At 73.0% G+C, this 12,006-nt stretch carries 16 protein-coding genes; 12 read left to right on the top strand and 4 right to left on the bottom strand.

What is annotated here, in order from left to right:
* Positions 1-121 precede the first annotated feature (121 nt).
* The 3 genes from ACGFMP_RS31360 to ACGFMP_RS31350 are packed head-to-tail and all read right to left on the bottom strand — an operon-like array spanning position 122 to position 2,110.
* The gene (locus tag ACGFMP_RS31360; RefSeq protein ID WP_393676684.1) at positions 122-1,147 is read right to left on the bottom strand and encodes a LacI family DNA-binding transcriptional regulator; all 1,026 of its coding nucleotides are present in this window, start codon (positions 1,145-1,147) and stop codon (positions 122-124) included.
* Positions 1,148-1,190: 43 nt separating this feature from the next.
* Entirely contained in the window at positions 1,191-1,985 is a 795-nt protein-coding gene (locus ACGFMP_RS31355; RefSeq protein ID WP_393676683.1) for a response regulator transcription factor, read from the bottom strand.
* A complete protein-coding gene (locus tag ACGFMP_RS31350) occupies positions 1,982-2,110 on the bottom strand; it encodes a hypothetical protein (protein ID WP_393676681.1) in 129 nt (42 codons plus the stop codon). The genes ACGFMP_RS31355 and ACGFMP_RS31350 overlap by 4 nt, the downstream gene beginning before the upstream one ends.
* Positions 2,111-2,217: 107 nt before the next feature.
* On the opposite strand from ACGFMP_RS31350, the gene ACGFMP_RS31345 reads away from it, so the two are divergent.
* The 8 genes from ACGFMP_RS31345 to ACGFMP_RS31310 all read left to right on the top strand — a co-directional run bounded on the left by ACGFMP_RS31345 (position 2,218) and on the right by ACGFMP_RS31310 (position 7,594).
* Entirely contained in the window at positions 2,218-3,045 is an 828-nt protein-coding gene (locus tag ACGFMP_RS31345; RefSeq protein ID WP_393676679.1) for an alpha/beta hydrolase, read from the top strand.
* A 149-nt stretch (positions 3,046-3,194) separates the two neighbouring features.
* A complete protein-coding gene (locus ACGFMP_RS31340; protein WP_393676677.1) occupies positions 3,195-3,488 on the top strand; it encodes a MoaD/ThiS family protein in 294 nt (97 codons plus the stop codon).
* Positions 3,485-4,816 (top strand): hypothetical protein, encoded by a 1,332-nt coding sequence (locus ACGFMP_RS31335; protein WP_393676675.1) that lies wholly within the window; start codon positions 3,485-3,487, stop codon positions 4,814-4,816. The genes ACGFMP_RS31340 and ACGFMP_RS31335 overlap by 4 nt, the downstream gene beginning before the upstream one ends.
* Before the next feature lie 115 nt (positions 4,817-4,931).
* On the top strand, positions 4,932-5,633 hold the full coding sequence (locus ACGFMP_RS31330; protein WP_393676673.1) for a DUF2993 domain-containing protein: 702 nt from the start codon (positions 4,932-4,934) through the stop codon (positions 5,631-5,633).
* 159 nt (positions 5,634-5,792) lie between these two features.
* Positions 5,793-5,873: a putative leader peptide gene (locus tag ACGFMP_RS31325; RefSeq protein WP_355342331.1), complete on the top strand. Its 81-nt coding sequence runs from the start codon at positions 5,793-5,795 to the stop codon at positions 5,871-5,873.
* A 157-nt stretch (positions 5,874-6,030) separates the two neighbouring features.
* On the top strand, positions 6,031-6,867 hold the full coding sequence (locus tag ACGFMP_RS31320; RefSeq protein ID WP_393676671.1) for a sulfurtransferase: 837 nt from the start codon (positions 6,031-6,033) through the stop codon (positions 6,865-6,867).
* Positions 6,868-6,886: 19 nt separating this feature from the next.
* The gene (locus ACGFMP_RS31315) at positions 6,887-7,177 is read left to right on the top strand and encodes a DUF1416 domain-containing protein (protein WP_393676669.1); all 291 of its coding nucleotides are present in this window, start codon (positions 6,887-6,889) and stop codon (positions 7,175-7,177) included.
* A 96-nt stretch (positions 7,178-7,273) separates the two neighbouring features.
* The gene (locus ACGFMP_RS31310) at positions 7,274-7,594 is read left to right on the top strand and encodes a DUF3099 domain-containing protein (protein WP_393676667.1); all 321 of its coding nucleotides are present in this window, start codon (positions 7,274-7,276) and stop codon (positions 7,592-7,594) included.
* Between the two features lie 40 nt (positions 7,595-7,634).
* Here ACGFMP_RS31310 and ACGFMP_RS31305 read toward each other — a convergent pair whose 3' ends face one another.
* Entirely contained in the window at positions 7,635-7,997 is a 363-nt protein-coding gene (locus tag ACGFMP_RS31305) for a DsrE family protein (protein ID WP_393676665.1), read from the bottom strand.
* Between the two features lie 147 nt (positions 7,998-8,144).
* On the opposite strand from ACGFMP_RS31305, the gene ACGFMP_RS31300 reads away from it, so the two are divergent.
* The 4 genes from ACGFMP_RS31300 (at position 8,145) to ACGFMP_RS31285 (ending at position 11,954) form a co-directional block, all read left to right on the top strand.
* Positions 8,145-8,984 carry a hypothetical protein gene (locus tag ACGFMP_RS31300; RefSeq protein WP_393676663.1) on the top strand — a complete coding sequence of 280 codons (840 nt, stop codon included), beginning with the start codon at positions 8,145-8,147 and terminating at the stop codon, positions 8,982-8,984.
* Positions 8,981-10,228, top strand: coding sequence for a hypothetical protein (locus tag ACGFMP_RS31295; RefSeq protein ID WP_393676661.1), 1,248 nt, complete (start codon positions 8,981-8,983; stop codon positions 10,226-10,228). Before ACGFMP_RS31300 ends, ACGFMP_RS31295 begins: the two co-directional genes overlap by 4 nt.
* A complete protein-coding gene (locus ACGFMP_RS31290; protein WP_393676659.1) occupies positions 10,228-11,190 on the top strand; it encodes a hypothetical protein in 963 nt (320 codons plus the stop codon). Before ACGFMP_RS31295 ends, ACGFMP_RS31290 begins: the two co-directional genes overlap by 1 nt.
* Before the next feature lie 200 nt (positions 11,191-11,390).
* The gene (locus ACGFMP_RS31285; RefSeq protein ID WP_393676658.1) at positions 11,391-11,954 is read left to right on the top strand and encodes an FABP family protein; all 564 of its coding nucleotides are present in this window, start codon (positions 11,391-11,393) and stop codon (positions 11,952-11,954) included.
* Positions 11,955-12,006 lie beyond the last annotated feature (52 nt).

Below are 12,006 nucleotides of genomic sequence, written 5' to 3'. Positions count from 1 at the left end.
TCTGCGACCCGAAGATGAGAGTCGGCTGAGCACACGCTGAGAAGCCCGACAATATGCCCGATGTAAACAAGATCAGCCGGTGACGCGCCCCGCCCGGCGCCCGGCGCGGGCCGGCCGCGGGCTACTCGTGGCAGCCGCAGGACCCGCGGACCACCAGCCGGGACGGGAACTGCCGCAGCCGCTCCCGCCTGGCGCCAGGCACCCGCAGCGAGTCGTCGAGCACCGCGTCCACCGCGGCCCTGGCCATGCCCTGCCGGTCGGAGGCCACCGTGGTCAGCGGCGGGTCGGCGAGCGCCGCCTCCTTGACGTCGTCGAAGCCCGCCACGGCAAGCCCCTCCGGTACGTCGATCCGCAGCTCGCGGGCGGCGCGCAGGACGCCGATCGCCTGGTCGTCGGTGGCGCAGAAGATGGCCGGCGGCCGGTCAGGGCCCGCCAGCAGGTCGAGCGCGACCTTGTAGGCGTCGTAGCGGTTGTAGGGGGCCTGGAAGAGGCGGCCCTCGGTGGACCGCCCGGCTTCCTCCATGGCCCGCCGCCAGCCGACGACGTGGTCGGTGACGGGGTCGCCGATCACCGGGGTGACCTCGGTGCCGCCGAGGCAGGCGACGTAGGCGTGGCCGTGCTCCAGCAGGTGGCGCACGGCCAGCTGGGCGCCGCCGATGTCGTCGGTGCGGACCGCGATGTCGTCGATGGCCTCGGGCCGTTCGTGCAGCAGCACCACCCGGGCGTCCCACGCGTCGATCTCGGTGGCCGCGTTGTCGCTGAGGCCCTGGCTGATCAGGATCAGCCCCGACACCCGCATGCCGAGGAAGGCCCGCAGGTAGTGGACCTCGCGCTCGTCGAGGTAGTCGGAATTGCCGACCAGCACCATTTTCCCGCGCTCGGACGCGGCCTGCTCCACCGCGTGCGCCATCTCCGCGAAGAAGGGCTGGCGCGCGTCGGGGACGATCAGGCCGATCAGGTCGGTACGGCGGCTCGCCATCGCCTGGGCCACACGGTCCGGGCGATAGCCGAGCTGCTTGATGGCCGCGAGCACTCGCTCGCGGGTGGCCGGGGCTACCGGCCGGGGTCCGTTGTTGATGACGTAGCTGACGACCGCGGTGGAGGTCCCCGCCAGCCTGGCCACGTCGTCGCGCGTCACCTTGGGCACGACGCGCAGTCTACGCGTGTCTATCGGCTCGTCACGCGGATCGTCATACCCTCTGTTCAGCCGATGAACGGCCGTCCTGCCGGTCGCCCGGCTCCGCCGTCCGCGGGGCGGTCCCGCGGCCCTGTGCGGCCTCGCTGCGGGCGGCCTCCTCCGCGGCCCGCTCGACCTTCTCCGGGGTGACGAAGCGGTAACCGACGTTGCGCACCGTGCCGATCAGCGACTCGTGCTCCACACCGAGCTTGGCGCGCAGCCGCCGCACGTGCACGTCCACCGTCCGCGTACCGCCGAAGTAGTCGTAGCCCCACACCTCCTGGAGCAGCTGGGCCCGGGTGAAGACCCTCCCGGGGTGCTGCGCCAGGTACTTCAGCAGCTCGAACTCCTTGAAGGTCAGGTCCAGGACCCGGCCCTTGAGCTTGGCGCTGTAGGTGGCCTCGTCGACCGACAGGTCGCCGTTGCGGATCTCCATCGGGCTGTCGTCGCCGGTGATCTGCTGGCGGCCGGTCGCGAGCCGCAGCCGCGCCTCGACCTCGGCGGGGCCCGCGGTGTCGAGCAGTACGTCGTCGATGCCCCAGTCGGCGGTCACCGCGGCGAGACCGCCCTCGGTGACGACCAGCACCAGCGGGCAGCCGGGCCCCGTGGAGCGCAGCAGCTGGCACAGGCTGCGCACCTGCGGCAGGTCGCGGCGGCCGTCGATGAGGATCACATCGGCCCCCGGGGTGTCCACCAGGGCGGGGCCCTCGGCGGGGGCCACCCGCACGCTGTGCAGCAGCAGCCCGAGCGCGGGCAGCACCTCGGTGGACGGCTGGAGTGCGTTGGTCAGCAGCAGCAGAGAACTCACCTGAGGCTCCCGTCGGTCGTGCGGACATCGAGGGGGTTCGAGACCTCGCGCTTCGGCACATCGTGGCGGAGGTCGCGCGGCGGCCTGACCACCGCGGGCCTGCCGGATGGGTCGGACTGGCTCATTTCAACTCCTCCTCGGTGCTGCGAGGACGACATGTCTCGTGCGGAAAAGCACGAAAGGACCCGGGGGCTGCATTGCCCAGGTCCTCTTGCACGGAACAATAGCCCACATGGACAGCGCTGCCGAGGCCGAGGACACGCGTTTCTGTGTTTCACCGCTCACTTCGGGTGGTCGAAGTGCGGTTCTGTTGACGTCCGACGGCGTGCCGATAGAAGCCGAGCACCTGGCGGCCGCCGGCGGTGCGCGCGATCTGGCCATCGTCGTCGCGCACGGTTTCACCGGCGCCCTGGAGCGGCCCGCGATCCGCAGGGCGGCCGCGGTGCTGCGCGGCAGCGGCGGTGTGCTGACCTTCTCCTTCCGCGGGCACGGCCGCTCCGGCGGCCACTCCACGGTCGGCGACCGCGAGGTCCTCGACCTGGACGCGGCCGTGGGCTGGGCCCGCCGGCTGGGCTACGCGCGGGTGGCGGCGGTCGGCTTCTCGATGGGCGCCTCCGTGGTGCTGCGGCACGCGGGCGCCGGCCCCGACTCGGGCCTGCGCCCGGTCGACGCGGTCGTCTCGGTCAGCTCGCCCGCCCGCTGGTACTACCGCGGCACCGCGCCCATGCGGCGGCTGCACTGGGTGGTGACCAGGCCCGCGGGGCGGCTGGTGTCCCGGGTCGGGCTCGGCACCCGCATCCACCCCCGCGACTGGGACCCGGTGCCGCGCTCGCCGGTCGAGTCGGTGCCGCACATCGCCCCGACGCCGCTGCTGATCGTGCACGGCGACCGCGACGCGTACTTCCCGCTCGACCACCCCAACTCGCTGGCCGACGCCGCGGGCGACGGCCGCGCCGAACTGTGGATCGAACCCGGCTTCGGCCACGCGGAGAACGCCGCGGACGCAGGCCTGCTCGGCCGGATCGGCGACTGGCTGACCGCCCGTGTTGGAGCGCGGTGACACCGACGGTCCATGATGGAGGCGGGCCGGCCGTACGGTGGGCGGCGGCCCGCGGACGCAGGACGGCCCCGCAGCGGACGGCGACCGGCGGCCGCGGCGCAGCACAAGCACCCGACACAGCACGACGAAGGACGAGGGACGGAGCCGCGATGGCTGCAACCGACACGGCCGCGCGCCCGGCGGCGGGCACGATCCGCTACTGGGCCGCCGCCAAGGCCGCCGCGGGCACCGCGGAGGAGCCCTACCGCGCCGCCACGCTCGCCGACGCGCTGGCCGCGGCCCGGCAGCGGCACGCCGCGCGGCCCGACTTCGCCCGCGTGCTGCTGCGCTGCTCCTTCCTGGTCGACGGCCACCCGGTCGGCACCCGCGACCACACGGCGGTGGCGCTGCCCGACCGCGGCACCGTCGAGGTGCTGCCGCCCTTCGCCGGGGGTGCCGCGTGAGCGACCACGGCGACTACGAGTACGGCGACGGCCACGCCCAGGGCCGCGGCCACGACGAGCAGGCCTACCGCGGCCCTGCGTCCTACGGCACCGACGGGACCTACGTCCCCGAGCCGCTGCACGTCCCGCCGCCCCCGCAGCTCGGCCAGGACGCCTCCTACGGGGCGCCGCCCGCAGGCGACGACTGGTCGGGGCACGCCGCCGCCCAGGACGGCCAGGCCTACGGCGCCCCCGCCCCCGGGGACGGCTGGGGTGCCACACCGCCCGCCGCCCACCCCTGGTCGGCGCCGCAGGAATACCCGCAGGCGGGCTGGGAGCCTGCCGCGCCGCAGAACGCGTACCAGCAGGCCGCCTACTCCGAGGCCGGCCATCCCGAGGCGCCCGCGTACCAGGGCCAGGGCGCCGACTGGCCGCAGTCGCCGCACGCCTACGCGTACCCCGACCCGCAGGCGCACCCGGTCGAGCCGCAGGGGGCCGAGCACACCGCCGTACTCCCGGTGGTCGAGCAGGCGCCGCCCGCCGGCGGCAGGGCCGCCAGGCGGGAGAGCGCGCGGACCGCTCCGGTGCGGCCCGACGGGCGGACCGGCTCGCCGATCATCGCGCCCGGCATCCAGCCCGCCGCGCTCACTGCGGCTCTCGGCCTGCTGCTCGCGGGCGGCGCGGCGCTCGGCAAGCCGGGCCTCACGGTCTTCCTGGTGATCCTCCAGGCGGTCACCGCCGCCGGGTGGTTCCGGCTGAACGGCATGTGGCCTGCCCGGCAGGGCATCGTGCTGGCCTTCCTCGCCGGGGTGACCGCCGACGTCGCCATGCTGGTCGCGGACGGCGACCACGCACCCGAGGTGGTCGTCGGCACCCTCGGGGTGTGGCTGCTGCTGGTCCTGGTGCTCCAGCTGCGGCACCACGGCAGCTCAGACGAGCGCCTGTCGTCACTCACCGCGACCTCGGCCTCCACCCTGATCACGGTCCTGGCCTGCGGCTACCTGGCGGCCGCGGTCTCCGACGCGGGCACCGACCCGGTGGTGGCCGGTGCGATCGCGGTGGCAGCCGCGACCCTGGTCCGCGCCCTGCCGCTGCCCGGCGAGCCGCTGTCCGTGATCGCCGCCCTGCTGGTCGCGGCCGGCAGCGGGGCGCTGGTCGGCGGTGCGAACGGCCTCGGCACCGGCGACGGGCTGCTGCTCGCCGCGGCCTGCGGCGGCTGCGCGCTGATCGGCCTGCGGGTCGCCAGCTACGACTTCCCTTCCCGCTTCGTCCATTTCACCGCGGGCGTGGCACTGCCCCTCACGGCCGCGGCACCGGTCGTCTACGCTCTGGGCCGGGCGCTGACCTGAGCGGTTCGCAGATATCCACAGGTAACGGATCGGTCCCGCGGGGAACCGCGGACCCCCCGCCGCCCGTCAGGCGTTGCGGAAGTCCTGGACGGAACGAGTGGGGGAGTGCGGGCCCATGCGAGTGTGGCGGATAGTCCTGATCGTGGTGGTGGTCCTCGGCGGGCTCTTCGTCGCCGCCGACCGGATCGCGGTCTCGGTGGCCCAGAACAAGGCCGCCGAGCGGGCGCAGGCCACGGAGGGTCTGGACCGCAAGCCCAAGGTGTCGATCAAGGGCTTCCCCTTCCTGACGCAGGCCGCCTTCGGCAAGCTGGACGACGTCGAGATCAAGGCCGAGGACATCGCGGCGGGCGGCGACGGGCAGACGTTGCGCATCGCGACCTTCAACGCCGACCTGCACGGCGTGAAGTTCTCCAACGGCTACCGCACCGCGATCGCCGACAGCGCGGACGGCATGGCCTTCATCACCTACGCTGACCTGTCCAAGGCCGCGCCCCCCGGTGTCTCGGTGTCCTCCGCCGGCACCAGCGCGGACGGCAAGGCGATGGTGAAGCTGACCGGGACCATCCCCGGCATCGGCACGAAGATCAGCGTGCTCAGCCAGGTGACGGTGCGGGGCGCGAACTCGATAGGGCTGCACGCCGAGAACCTGCCCAAGGAGCTGACCGCGCTCGGCCTTGAGGACAACGTCCGGCAGCAGATCGACTTCGAGCGGGAGCTGACCCATCTGCCGGGGGGCATCTCGCTGACCTCGGTGACCACCACCCCCGAGGGCATCTCGGTGGTGGCCGGCGGCAAGCACGTCACTCTCGCCAACTGAGACGCGGCCGGGTCTCCACCGGCGTTCGGACAGTGTTCGACGGCGATTTCCGCGGAATTCCGGGGCCGGGAAGCGCTTCGTCCGCCATATGGACAATCTTGTCTCGCCATATGACACGCCGGTGACACCTACGGGTTCATTTCCCTACGATCGGGACTCATGAAGCGACAGGCGGATCTCACGAAGCGGCGGGCAGTCGATCTGTGCCGCGTCGCCGCCATGCTCTGTCGCATGCCCTAGGGGCAGCAGCTCCCCCGTGCCGAAGCCGGCCGCAAGGCCCCCGGCGCAGCCTGCCTGCCCCGTGCCGTGGAGCGCCGACCGAGCCGCTCGACCGCACCGCATCGCCCCCCGCGCGTCGCGCATCCGCAGCATCCGTACTGCCCCGGAGGAGAACAGCATGAGCCGCAGTGACGTCCTGGTCGACGCCGACTGGGTCGAGGCCCACATCGACGACCCCAAGGTGGTCATCGTGGAGGTGGACGAGGACACCTCGGCCTACGACAAGAACCACATCAAGAACGCCGTCCGCATCGACTGGAAGAAGGACCTCCAGGACCCGGTCCGCCGCGACTTCGTGGACCAGGCCGGCTTCGAGGCGCTGCTGTCCGCCAAGGGCATCGCGAACGACGACACCGTCGTCCTCTACGGCGGCAACAACAACTGGTTCGCCTCCTACGCGTACTGGTACTTCAAGCTGTACGGCCACGACTCGGTCAAGCTGCTCGACGGCGGCCGCAAGAAGTGGGAGCTGGACTCCCGTGACCTGGTCGCCGCCGTCCCGCAGCGCCCCGCGACCGACTACAAGGCCAAGGCGCAGAACACCGCGATCCGCGCCTTCCGCGACGACGTCGTCGCCGCGATCGGCACCCTGAACCTGGTCGACGTGCGCTCGCCCGACGAGTTCTCCGGCAAGCTGCTCGCCCCCGCCCACCTCCCGCAGGAGCAGTCGCAGCGCCCCGGCCACGTGCCGAGCGCCCGCAACATCCCGTGGTCGAAGAACGCCAACGACGACGGCACCTTCAAGTCCGACGCCGAGCTGGTCGCCCTCTACCAGGACGAGAACGTGGACCTGGCCAAGGACACCATCGCGTACTGCCGCATCGGCGAGCGCTCCGCGCTCACCTGGTTCGTGCTGCACGAGCTGCTCGAGCAGGACAACGTCAAGAACTACGACGGCTCGTGGACCGAGTACGGCTCGCTCGTCGGCGTGCCGATCGAGCTCGGCTCCAACTGACCCCGGAGGTATACCCGTTATGTGTGGAGCAAAGGCCGGCGGGCCCGACCTGTCAGGAGTCGACGTGGCGAACGAGACCATCATCCAGGGTTCTGTGACCCGCGACGGCGAGCCCGTCAGCGGATACGTACGCCTGCTTGACGGCGGCGGCGAGTTCACCGCCGAGGTGCCCACCTCGGCGACCGGGCAGTTCCGCTTCTTCGCGGCGCCCGGCACCTGGACGCTGCGCGCACTCGTCCCCGGCGCCACGGTGGACCGCACCGTCGTCGCCCAGCAGGGCGCGGCGGCCGAGGTCGCCATCGCCGTCTGACGGCAACGGACAGCCCCGGAGGGCCGCACCCCGCGCAAGGGGGTTGCGGCCCTCCGAGCTGTTTCGGTATCCGCCTGGCGGACGTACCGTTGAGACGTGGACGCACGACGCCGTCATTGGTATTTCGCCATGATGGGCACCTGTCTGGTGCTGTTCGTCATGGCATGGGCCGTCGTGCGCATCTGGTCCATACCCGCCGCCATCGGAATGTGCCTGGTGGCGGCGGTCATCCCGCCCTTCGCGGCGATCGTCGCGAACCGCCGCGGCCCGCACGAGCGCTGGTTCGACGAACCTCCCGAGGAATCGGACACCCGCGACGACAGGACCCCGGCCCCGCGCGCCCGCACCGGCGACCCGGAGTCCGACGCCTGGTGGGACGAGATCGAGGGCAGGAACCGCAAGGACCGCCGCAGATGACCGCGCGCCCCGGCGCCGGGCCGGTCGCCGGCGGCGCCGCTCAGTAGACGAGGGCCTGCACACCGTCCGGCATGATCTCGCTGACGAAAAGCTGCGCGCCGGCGATCCGCACCCCGTCGATGACGTCCTTCTCCGCGATCCCGCGCCGGGCCGCGCACTGGCTGCACAGGGTGATCCTCCCGGCGCCCAGCACCGCCTCGATCAGTTCGGGCAGCGGCGCCGCGTGCGGGAGTTCGAACTCCGCCGCGCGTCCGGGCAGCGCGAACCACGCCGACTCCCCGGTCAGCCACAGCGACACGTCCACCCCGCTGGCGACCGCGATCGCCGCCACCGTGAACGCCTGCGAGCAGCGCTCGGGCGCGTCCGCGCCCGCCGTCACCTTGATCACGAGCTTCTTCGCCATCCGCCCAGCGTAGGGGGTGCACCGTTGTGTCGCAGGTCACGGTCCTCGGGGCGGAAATCGGTACGGGCACGGCGAGTGGGCTGGACATAATACGAATCCGCGTGCGAGGGGATCGCACGCGTGTACGTCTTTGCCCGGGGGGGCCTCATGCAGCAGATCGACGGCGAAGCACGCCGTGACGACGGCGAAGCACGCCGTGAAGAAGGCCATGACGGGGAACCGGCCCCGATGTTCGAACCGGAACTCGTGTCGTCCTCGGTCGCTCCGCCGCCCGAGCCCTACCGGCCGATGGCCCGCGGCCGGCTGACGCTGATCGTCGCGGCGGCCGCGGTGCTCGGCGTGCTGGCCGGCGCGGCCGCCGGCTACCAGGTGCAGCGCGGCCGCACACCGACCGCGCTGCCGCCGCTGGTCGGGGCGGCACCTGCCCAGCCCGCGGGCGCCGCGCCCGCCCGGCCCGCGCCGAAGGTCGCCGACGACCGCGACGCGATCTACGAGGGCAACCTGCTGAAGCTGCTGCTGCCGACGCCCAAGGGGGCCGAGGAACAGGAGCGCGGCTGGCTGACGCAGGCGGACGAGGCCGACAACTACGACGACGCCGCGACCGTCTTCACGGACCTGGGAGAGCACGGCTACCGCCGGGGGGTCTCGGCGCGCTGGTCCGTGGGCAAGGCGAAGTTCACCGACACCTCGATCACCCTCACGCAATACCGCGACGACGTGACCCCGTACACCTCGGAGGTCCTGCGCGGGAGCGAGTACGCCGACGGCGCCCACCAGAGCTACGGCACCCCGGTCCCCGACTCCGTCGACGGCGAGGTCAGGCCGTCCGCCGAGCCGTACGACGAGGGCGACGGCCTGAAGGTCTACGTCGGCTCGGGCAAGGCCCGGGTCGGCAACATCTTCGTGGAGGTCTTCGTGTCAGGCGTCCGCCCGGTGTCGAGGAACGCGGTGCTTTCCGTGATCACGAAGCAGCTGGAGCGGATGTGAGCGAGATGTCCTCCGAGCCGGCACCCGAAGCTGCGCCCGCACCCGTCGAAGCCGCGCCCGCGTCTCCTGAACCGGTGTCCGTGCCGGTCGCGCACGCGCCGGTGTCGCCCGAACCGGTGCCCGCACCCGTCGAGGCCGCGCCCGCGTCTGCCGAACCGGTGCCCGTGCCGGTCGCGCACGCGCCGGTGTCGCCCGAACCGGCGCCCGCACCCGTCGAGGCCGCGCCCGCGTCTGCCGAACCGGTGTCCGTGCCGGTCGCGCACGCGCCGGTGTCGCCCGAACCGGTGCCCGCACCCGTCGAGGCCGCGCCCGCGTCTGCCGAACCGGTGTCCGTGCCGGTCGCGCACGTGCCCGCGCCTCCCGAAGTCCCGTCCGTACAGGCCGAGTCGGCGGCTCCGTCCGCCGGGTTCGCGCCGCTGCCGCCCGGCCCCGCCGCCGGGTGGGCCGGATACGCTCCCGCGCCGGCCGAACGGTCGCGGCAGCGGAGGGACCTGCTCATCGCCGGTGCCCTCGTGCTCGTCGCGGCCCTGGGCGGCGGCGGTTACCTCCTGCTCGGCGCGGGCGGCGACGGCACGTCCGGCGCGAAAGCCGCGGCGCCGGCCTCGCCTGCTCCCGCCGCGACCAAGGCGTACGGCGTCACCGCGGGCGGCACCCACTACGGCGACCTCGGCCAACTGCTGCTGCCCCGGCCGCAGACCATGGCGCCTGGACCCGACTTCCAGCAGTACGGCAACGACACCGTCCTGGACGCCGCGCAGGCCAAGGCGATGGCCGAGGACGGCGACGGCAGCTCCCGGCTCACCGCCAAGGAGCGCAAGCAGGCCGATGCCGCGCTCGACGCCATGCACATCAAGGGCGCGGCCCTGCGGACCTTCCGCAGCAAGGACGGCGGCCAGGAGTACCTGATCTCGATCGTGCAGGTCGGGAACAAGGTGGCAGCGGCGAGCGGGCCCGAGACCTTCCGCAAGCTCAGCGCGGGCTCCGACGTCTTCCGCAAGGGCCCCGCCGTACCCGGCCATCCGCACGCGGTCTGCGTGATGCCGCCTGCGGGCGGCGGGGACGACGACGAGGCCGGCGGGGACGACGAGGCGGACTGGCTCGACGCGATGTACTGCCAGGCGACAGAAGGGGACCTGATGGTGCAGTTCCAGGCCGTGGGACCCTCGCCGCTGACCCAGCGGGAGGCCACAGGGCTGATGGCCCAGCAGCTCGACCGCATCCAGGCACCGGGGGAGGGAGTCTGATGTCCGACGTCTCCGAGAGCCCCGCGGCACCCGAGCCGGCGGCGGTCGCCGAGCCCGTGGTGGCTGGGCCCGCTGCCGAGCCCGTGCCCGTGCCCGTGCCCGAGCCGGTTGCCGCGGCCGACCCCGCAGCCGTACCCGTGCCCGCTGGCCCGCCGCCCTACCCGCCGCCGCCCCCCGCCTACGCACCGCAGGGCGTCGCCGCCGCGCGCGGGATGAGCCCGCGGCTGCGGGTCGCGCTGCGCTGGACGTCGGTGCTGCTGGTCTTCGCGGTGTTCGGCGCCGGTACGGCCTACGCGGTGACGCGCCCGGAGCGGACGAAGATCCCGGGGCTGCGGACGCCGGACGACGGGCGCTGGAAGTACCCGCCGATCGCGCTGCCGAAGCTGCCCGCCCGCAAGCCGCGCCCGCTGGACACGGCCCGCAACCCCGCCGGCGTCCACTACGCGGACCTGCGCTCGCTGCTGGTCCCGCTGCCCGAGGGGGCGGCGGCCGACCCCGCCTTCCCCGGCGCCAAGGGCTGGCTGCCCACCGCCGGCTACCTCAAGGCGAGCCAGGGCGGCGGGGGCGGCAAGGAGAAGGAGCAGTACCTCAAGCAGGAGGGGCTGCGGCACATCGCGGCCCGCGCCTGGACGATGCCGGACGGCACCAGGACCGAGGTGTACCTGCTGCAGCTCATCTCGGCGGGGTACGCCAACGTCGTGGGGAACGACGCGGACGGCAAGCCGGTCGACGGCGTGACCACCGACCAGCGCGACAGGAGCCTGGTGGACGGCACCGTCCCGAAGCACGAGACGGTGTCCGGCTACGGCGAGACCGCCCCGTACGGCGACAGCATGACCCGGTTCGCCTACGTCACCTCGGGCGACACCGTGGCGCTGGTCCGGCAGACCCGCAGCGGCGGCGCCGTCCCCGAGCAGGCCTTCCGGCAGACCGTACGGCTCCAGGCCCAGCTGCTGGGCTGAGCGGCACGTCACGTGGGCTGACCGCGCCCGGGGCAGGGCCGCGCACTAGACTTGTGCGCGGCCCTGCCCGCTGCCCTCGCGAGGAGCACGACCCGTGCAAATTGAGTACTACTTCGACGCCCTGCTGGTGCTGGTCTGCGTCGGCGTCGCCGCGTTCGCCTTCTACGCGGTGAAGAAGCTCTACCAGGGCCAGCGCTGACATGATCGAGATCCCGTCGGACCTGCACCCCGACCTCGTGCCGCTGGCCTTCCTGCTCGGCCGCTGGGAGGGCGCGGGCGTGCACGACTTCCCGGGCTCGGAGAAGTGCAACTTCGGGCAGTCCGTCGCCTTCACCCACGACGGCCGGCCGTTCCTCGAGTACGTCTCGCACACTTGGGTGCTGGACGCCGAGGGCAAGAAGGTCAGGCCGCTGGAGAGCGAGAGCGGCTACTGGCGGATCGGCGAGGACCGCAAGGTCGACGTCACCACCACCCGCGACGAGGGTGTCGTGGAGATCTGGACCGGCGAGCTGGCCGAGGGCAAGCCGCAGATCGACCTGGTCACCGACGCGGTGGCCCGGCTGCCCGTCGCCCCCGAGTACAGCGGCGGCAAGCGGCTCTACGGGTACGTCAACAGCGACCTGATGTGGGTCGGCGAGAAGGCCACCCCGGCGGTGCCGCTGCGCGCGTACATGTCCGCCCACCTGAAGAAGGTCGTGGACCCGCGCGAGTGGATCGACGACCTCAAGGACCTGCCGGACGACGGCATCGCCTTCTTCAAGTAGCCAGACCGGCCCCGCAGGCGGCCGATCGGGCGGGCCGCCCGTCCGGCAGGCC

The organism is Streptomyces sp. NPDC049040 (genome assembly GCF_043197715.1).
In the GTDB taxonomy this organism is placed as follows: Bacteria; Actinomycetota; Actinomycetes; order Streptomycetales; family Streptomycetaceae; genus Actinacidiphila.
The sequence above is the reverse complement of the archived record's forward strand: the minus strand, read 5'-3'. Positions and strand labels throughout refer to the sequence as shown.

Excerpts from the sequence above, each read along its gene's own strand:
- ACGFMP_RS31350 (WP_393676681.1), bottom strand. The coding sequence starts at position 2,110 with ATGAGCCAGTCCGACCCATCCGGCAGGCCCGCGGTGGTCAGGCCGCCG.
- ACGFMP_RS31345 (WP_393676679.1), top strand. The coding sequence starts at position 2,218 with ATGGACAGCGCTGCCGAGGCCGAGGACACGCGTTTCTGTGTTTCACCG.
- ACGFMP_RS31340 (WP_393676677.1), top strand. The coding sequence starts at position 3,195 with ATGGCTGCAACCGACACGGCCGCGCGCCCGGCGGCGGGCACGATCCGC.
- ACGFMP_RS31330 (WP_393676673.1), top strand. The coding sequence starts at position 4,932 with ATGCGAGTGTGGCGGATAGTCCTGATCGTGGTGGTGGTCCTCGGCGGG.
- ACGFMP_RS31325 (WP_355342331.1), top strand. The coding sequence starts at position 5,793 with ATGAAGCGACAGGCGGATCTCACGAAGCGGCGGGCAGTCGATCTGTGC.
- ACGFMP_RS31320 (WP_393676671.1), top strand. The coding sequence starts at position 6,031 with ATGAGCCGCAGTGACGTCCTGGTCGACGCCGACTGGGTCGAGGCCCAC.
- ACGFMP_RS31315 (WP_393676669.1), top strand. The coding sequence starts at position 6,887 with ATGTGTGGAGCAAAGGCCGGCGGGCCCGACCTGTCAGGAGTCGACGTG.
- ACGFMP_RS31305 (WP_393676665.1), bottom strand. The coding sequence starts at position 7,997 with ATGGCGAAGAAGCTCGTGATCAAGGTGACGGCGGGCGCGGACGCGCCC.
- ACGFMP_RS31300 (WP_393676663.1), top strand. The coding sequence starts at position 8,145 with ATGCAGCAGATCGACGGCGAAGCACGCCGTGACGACGGCGAAGCACGC.
- ACGFMP_RS31290 (WP_393676659.1), top strand. The coding sequence starts at position 10,228 with ATGTCCGACGTCTCCGAGAGCCCCGCGGCACCCGAGCCGGCGGCGGTC.
- ACGFMP_RS31285 (WP_393676658.1), top strand. The coding sequence starts at position 11,391 with ATGATCGAGATCCCGTCGGACCTGCACCCCGACCTCGTGCCGCTGGCC.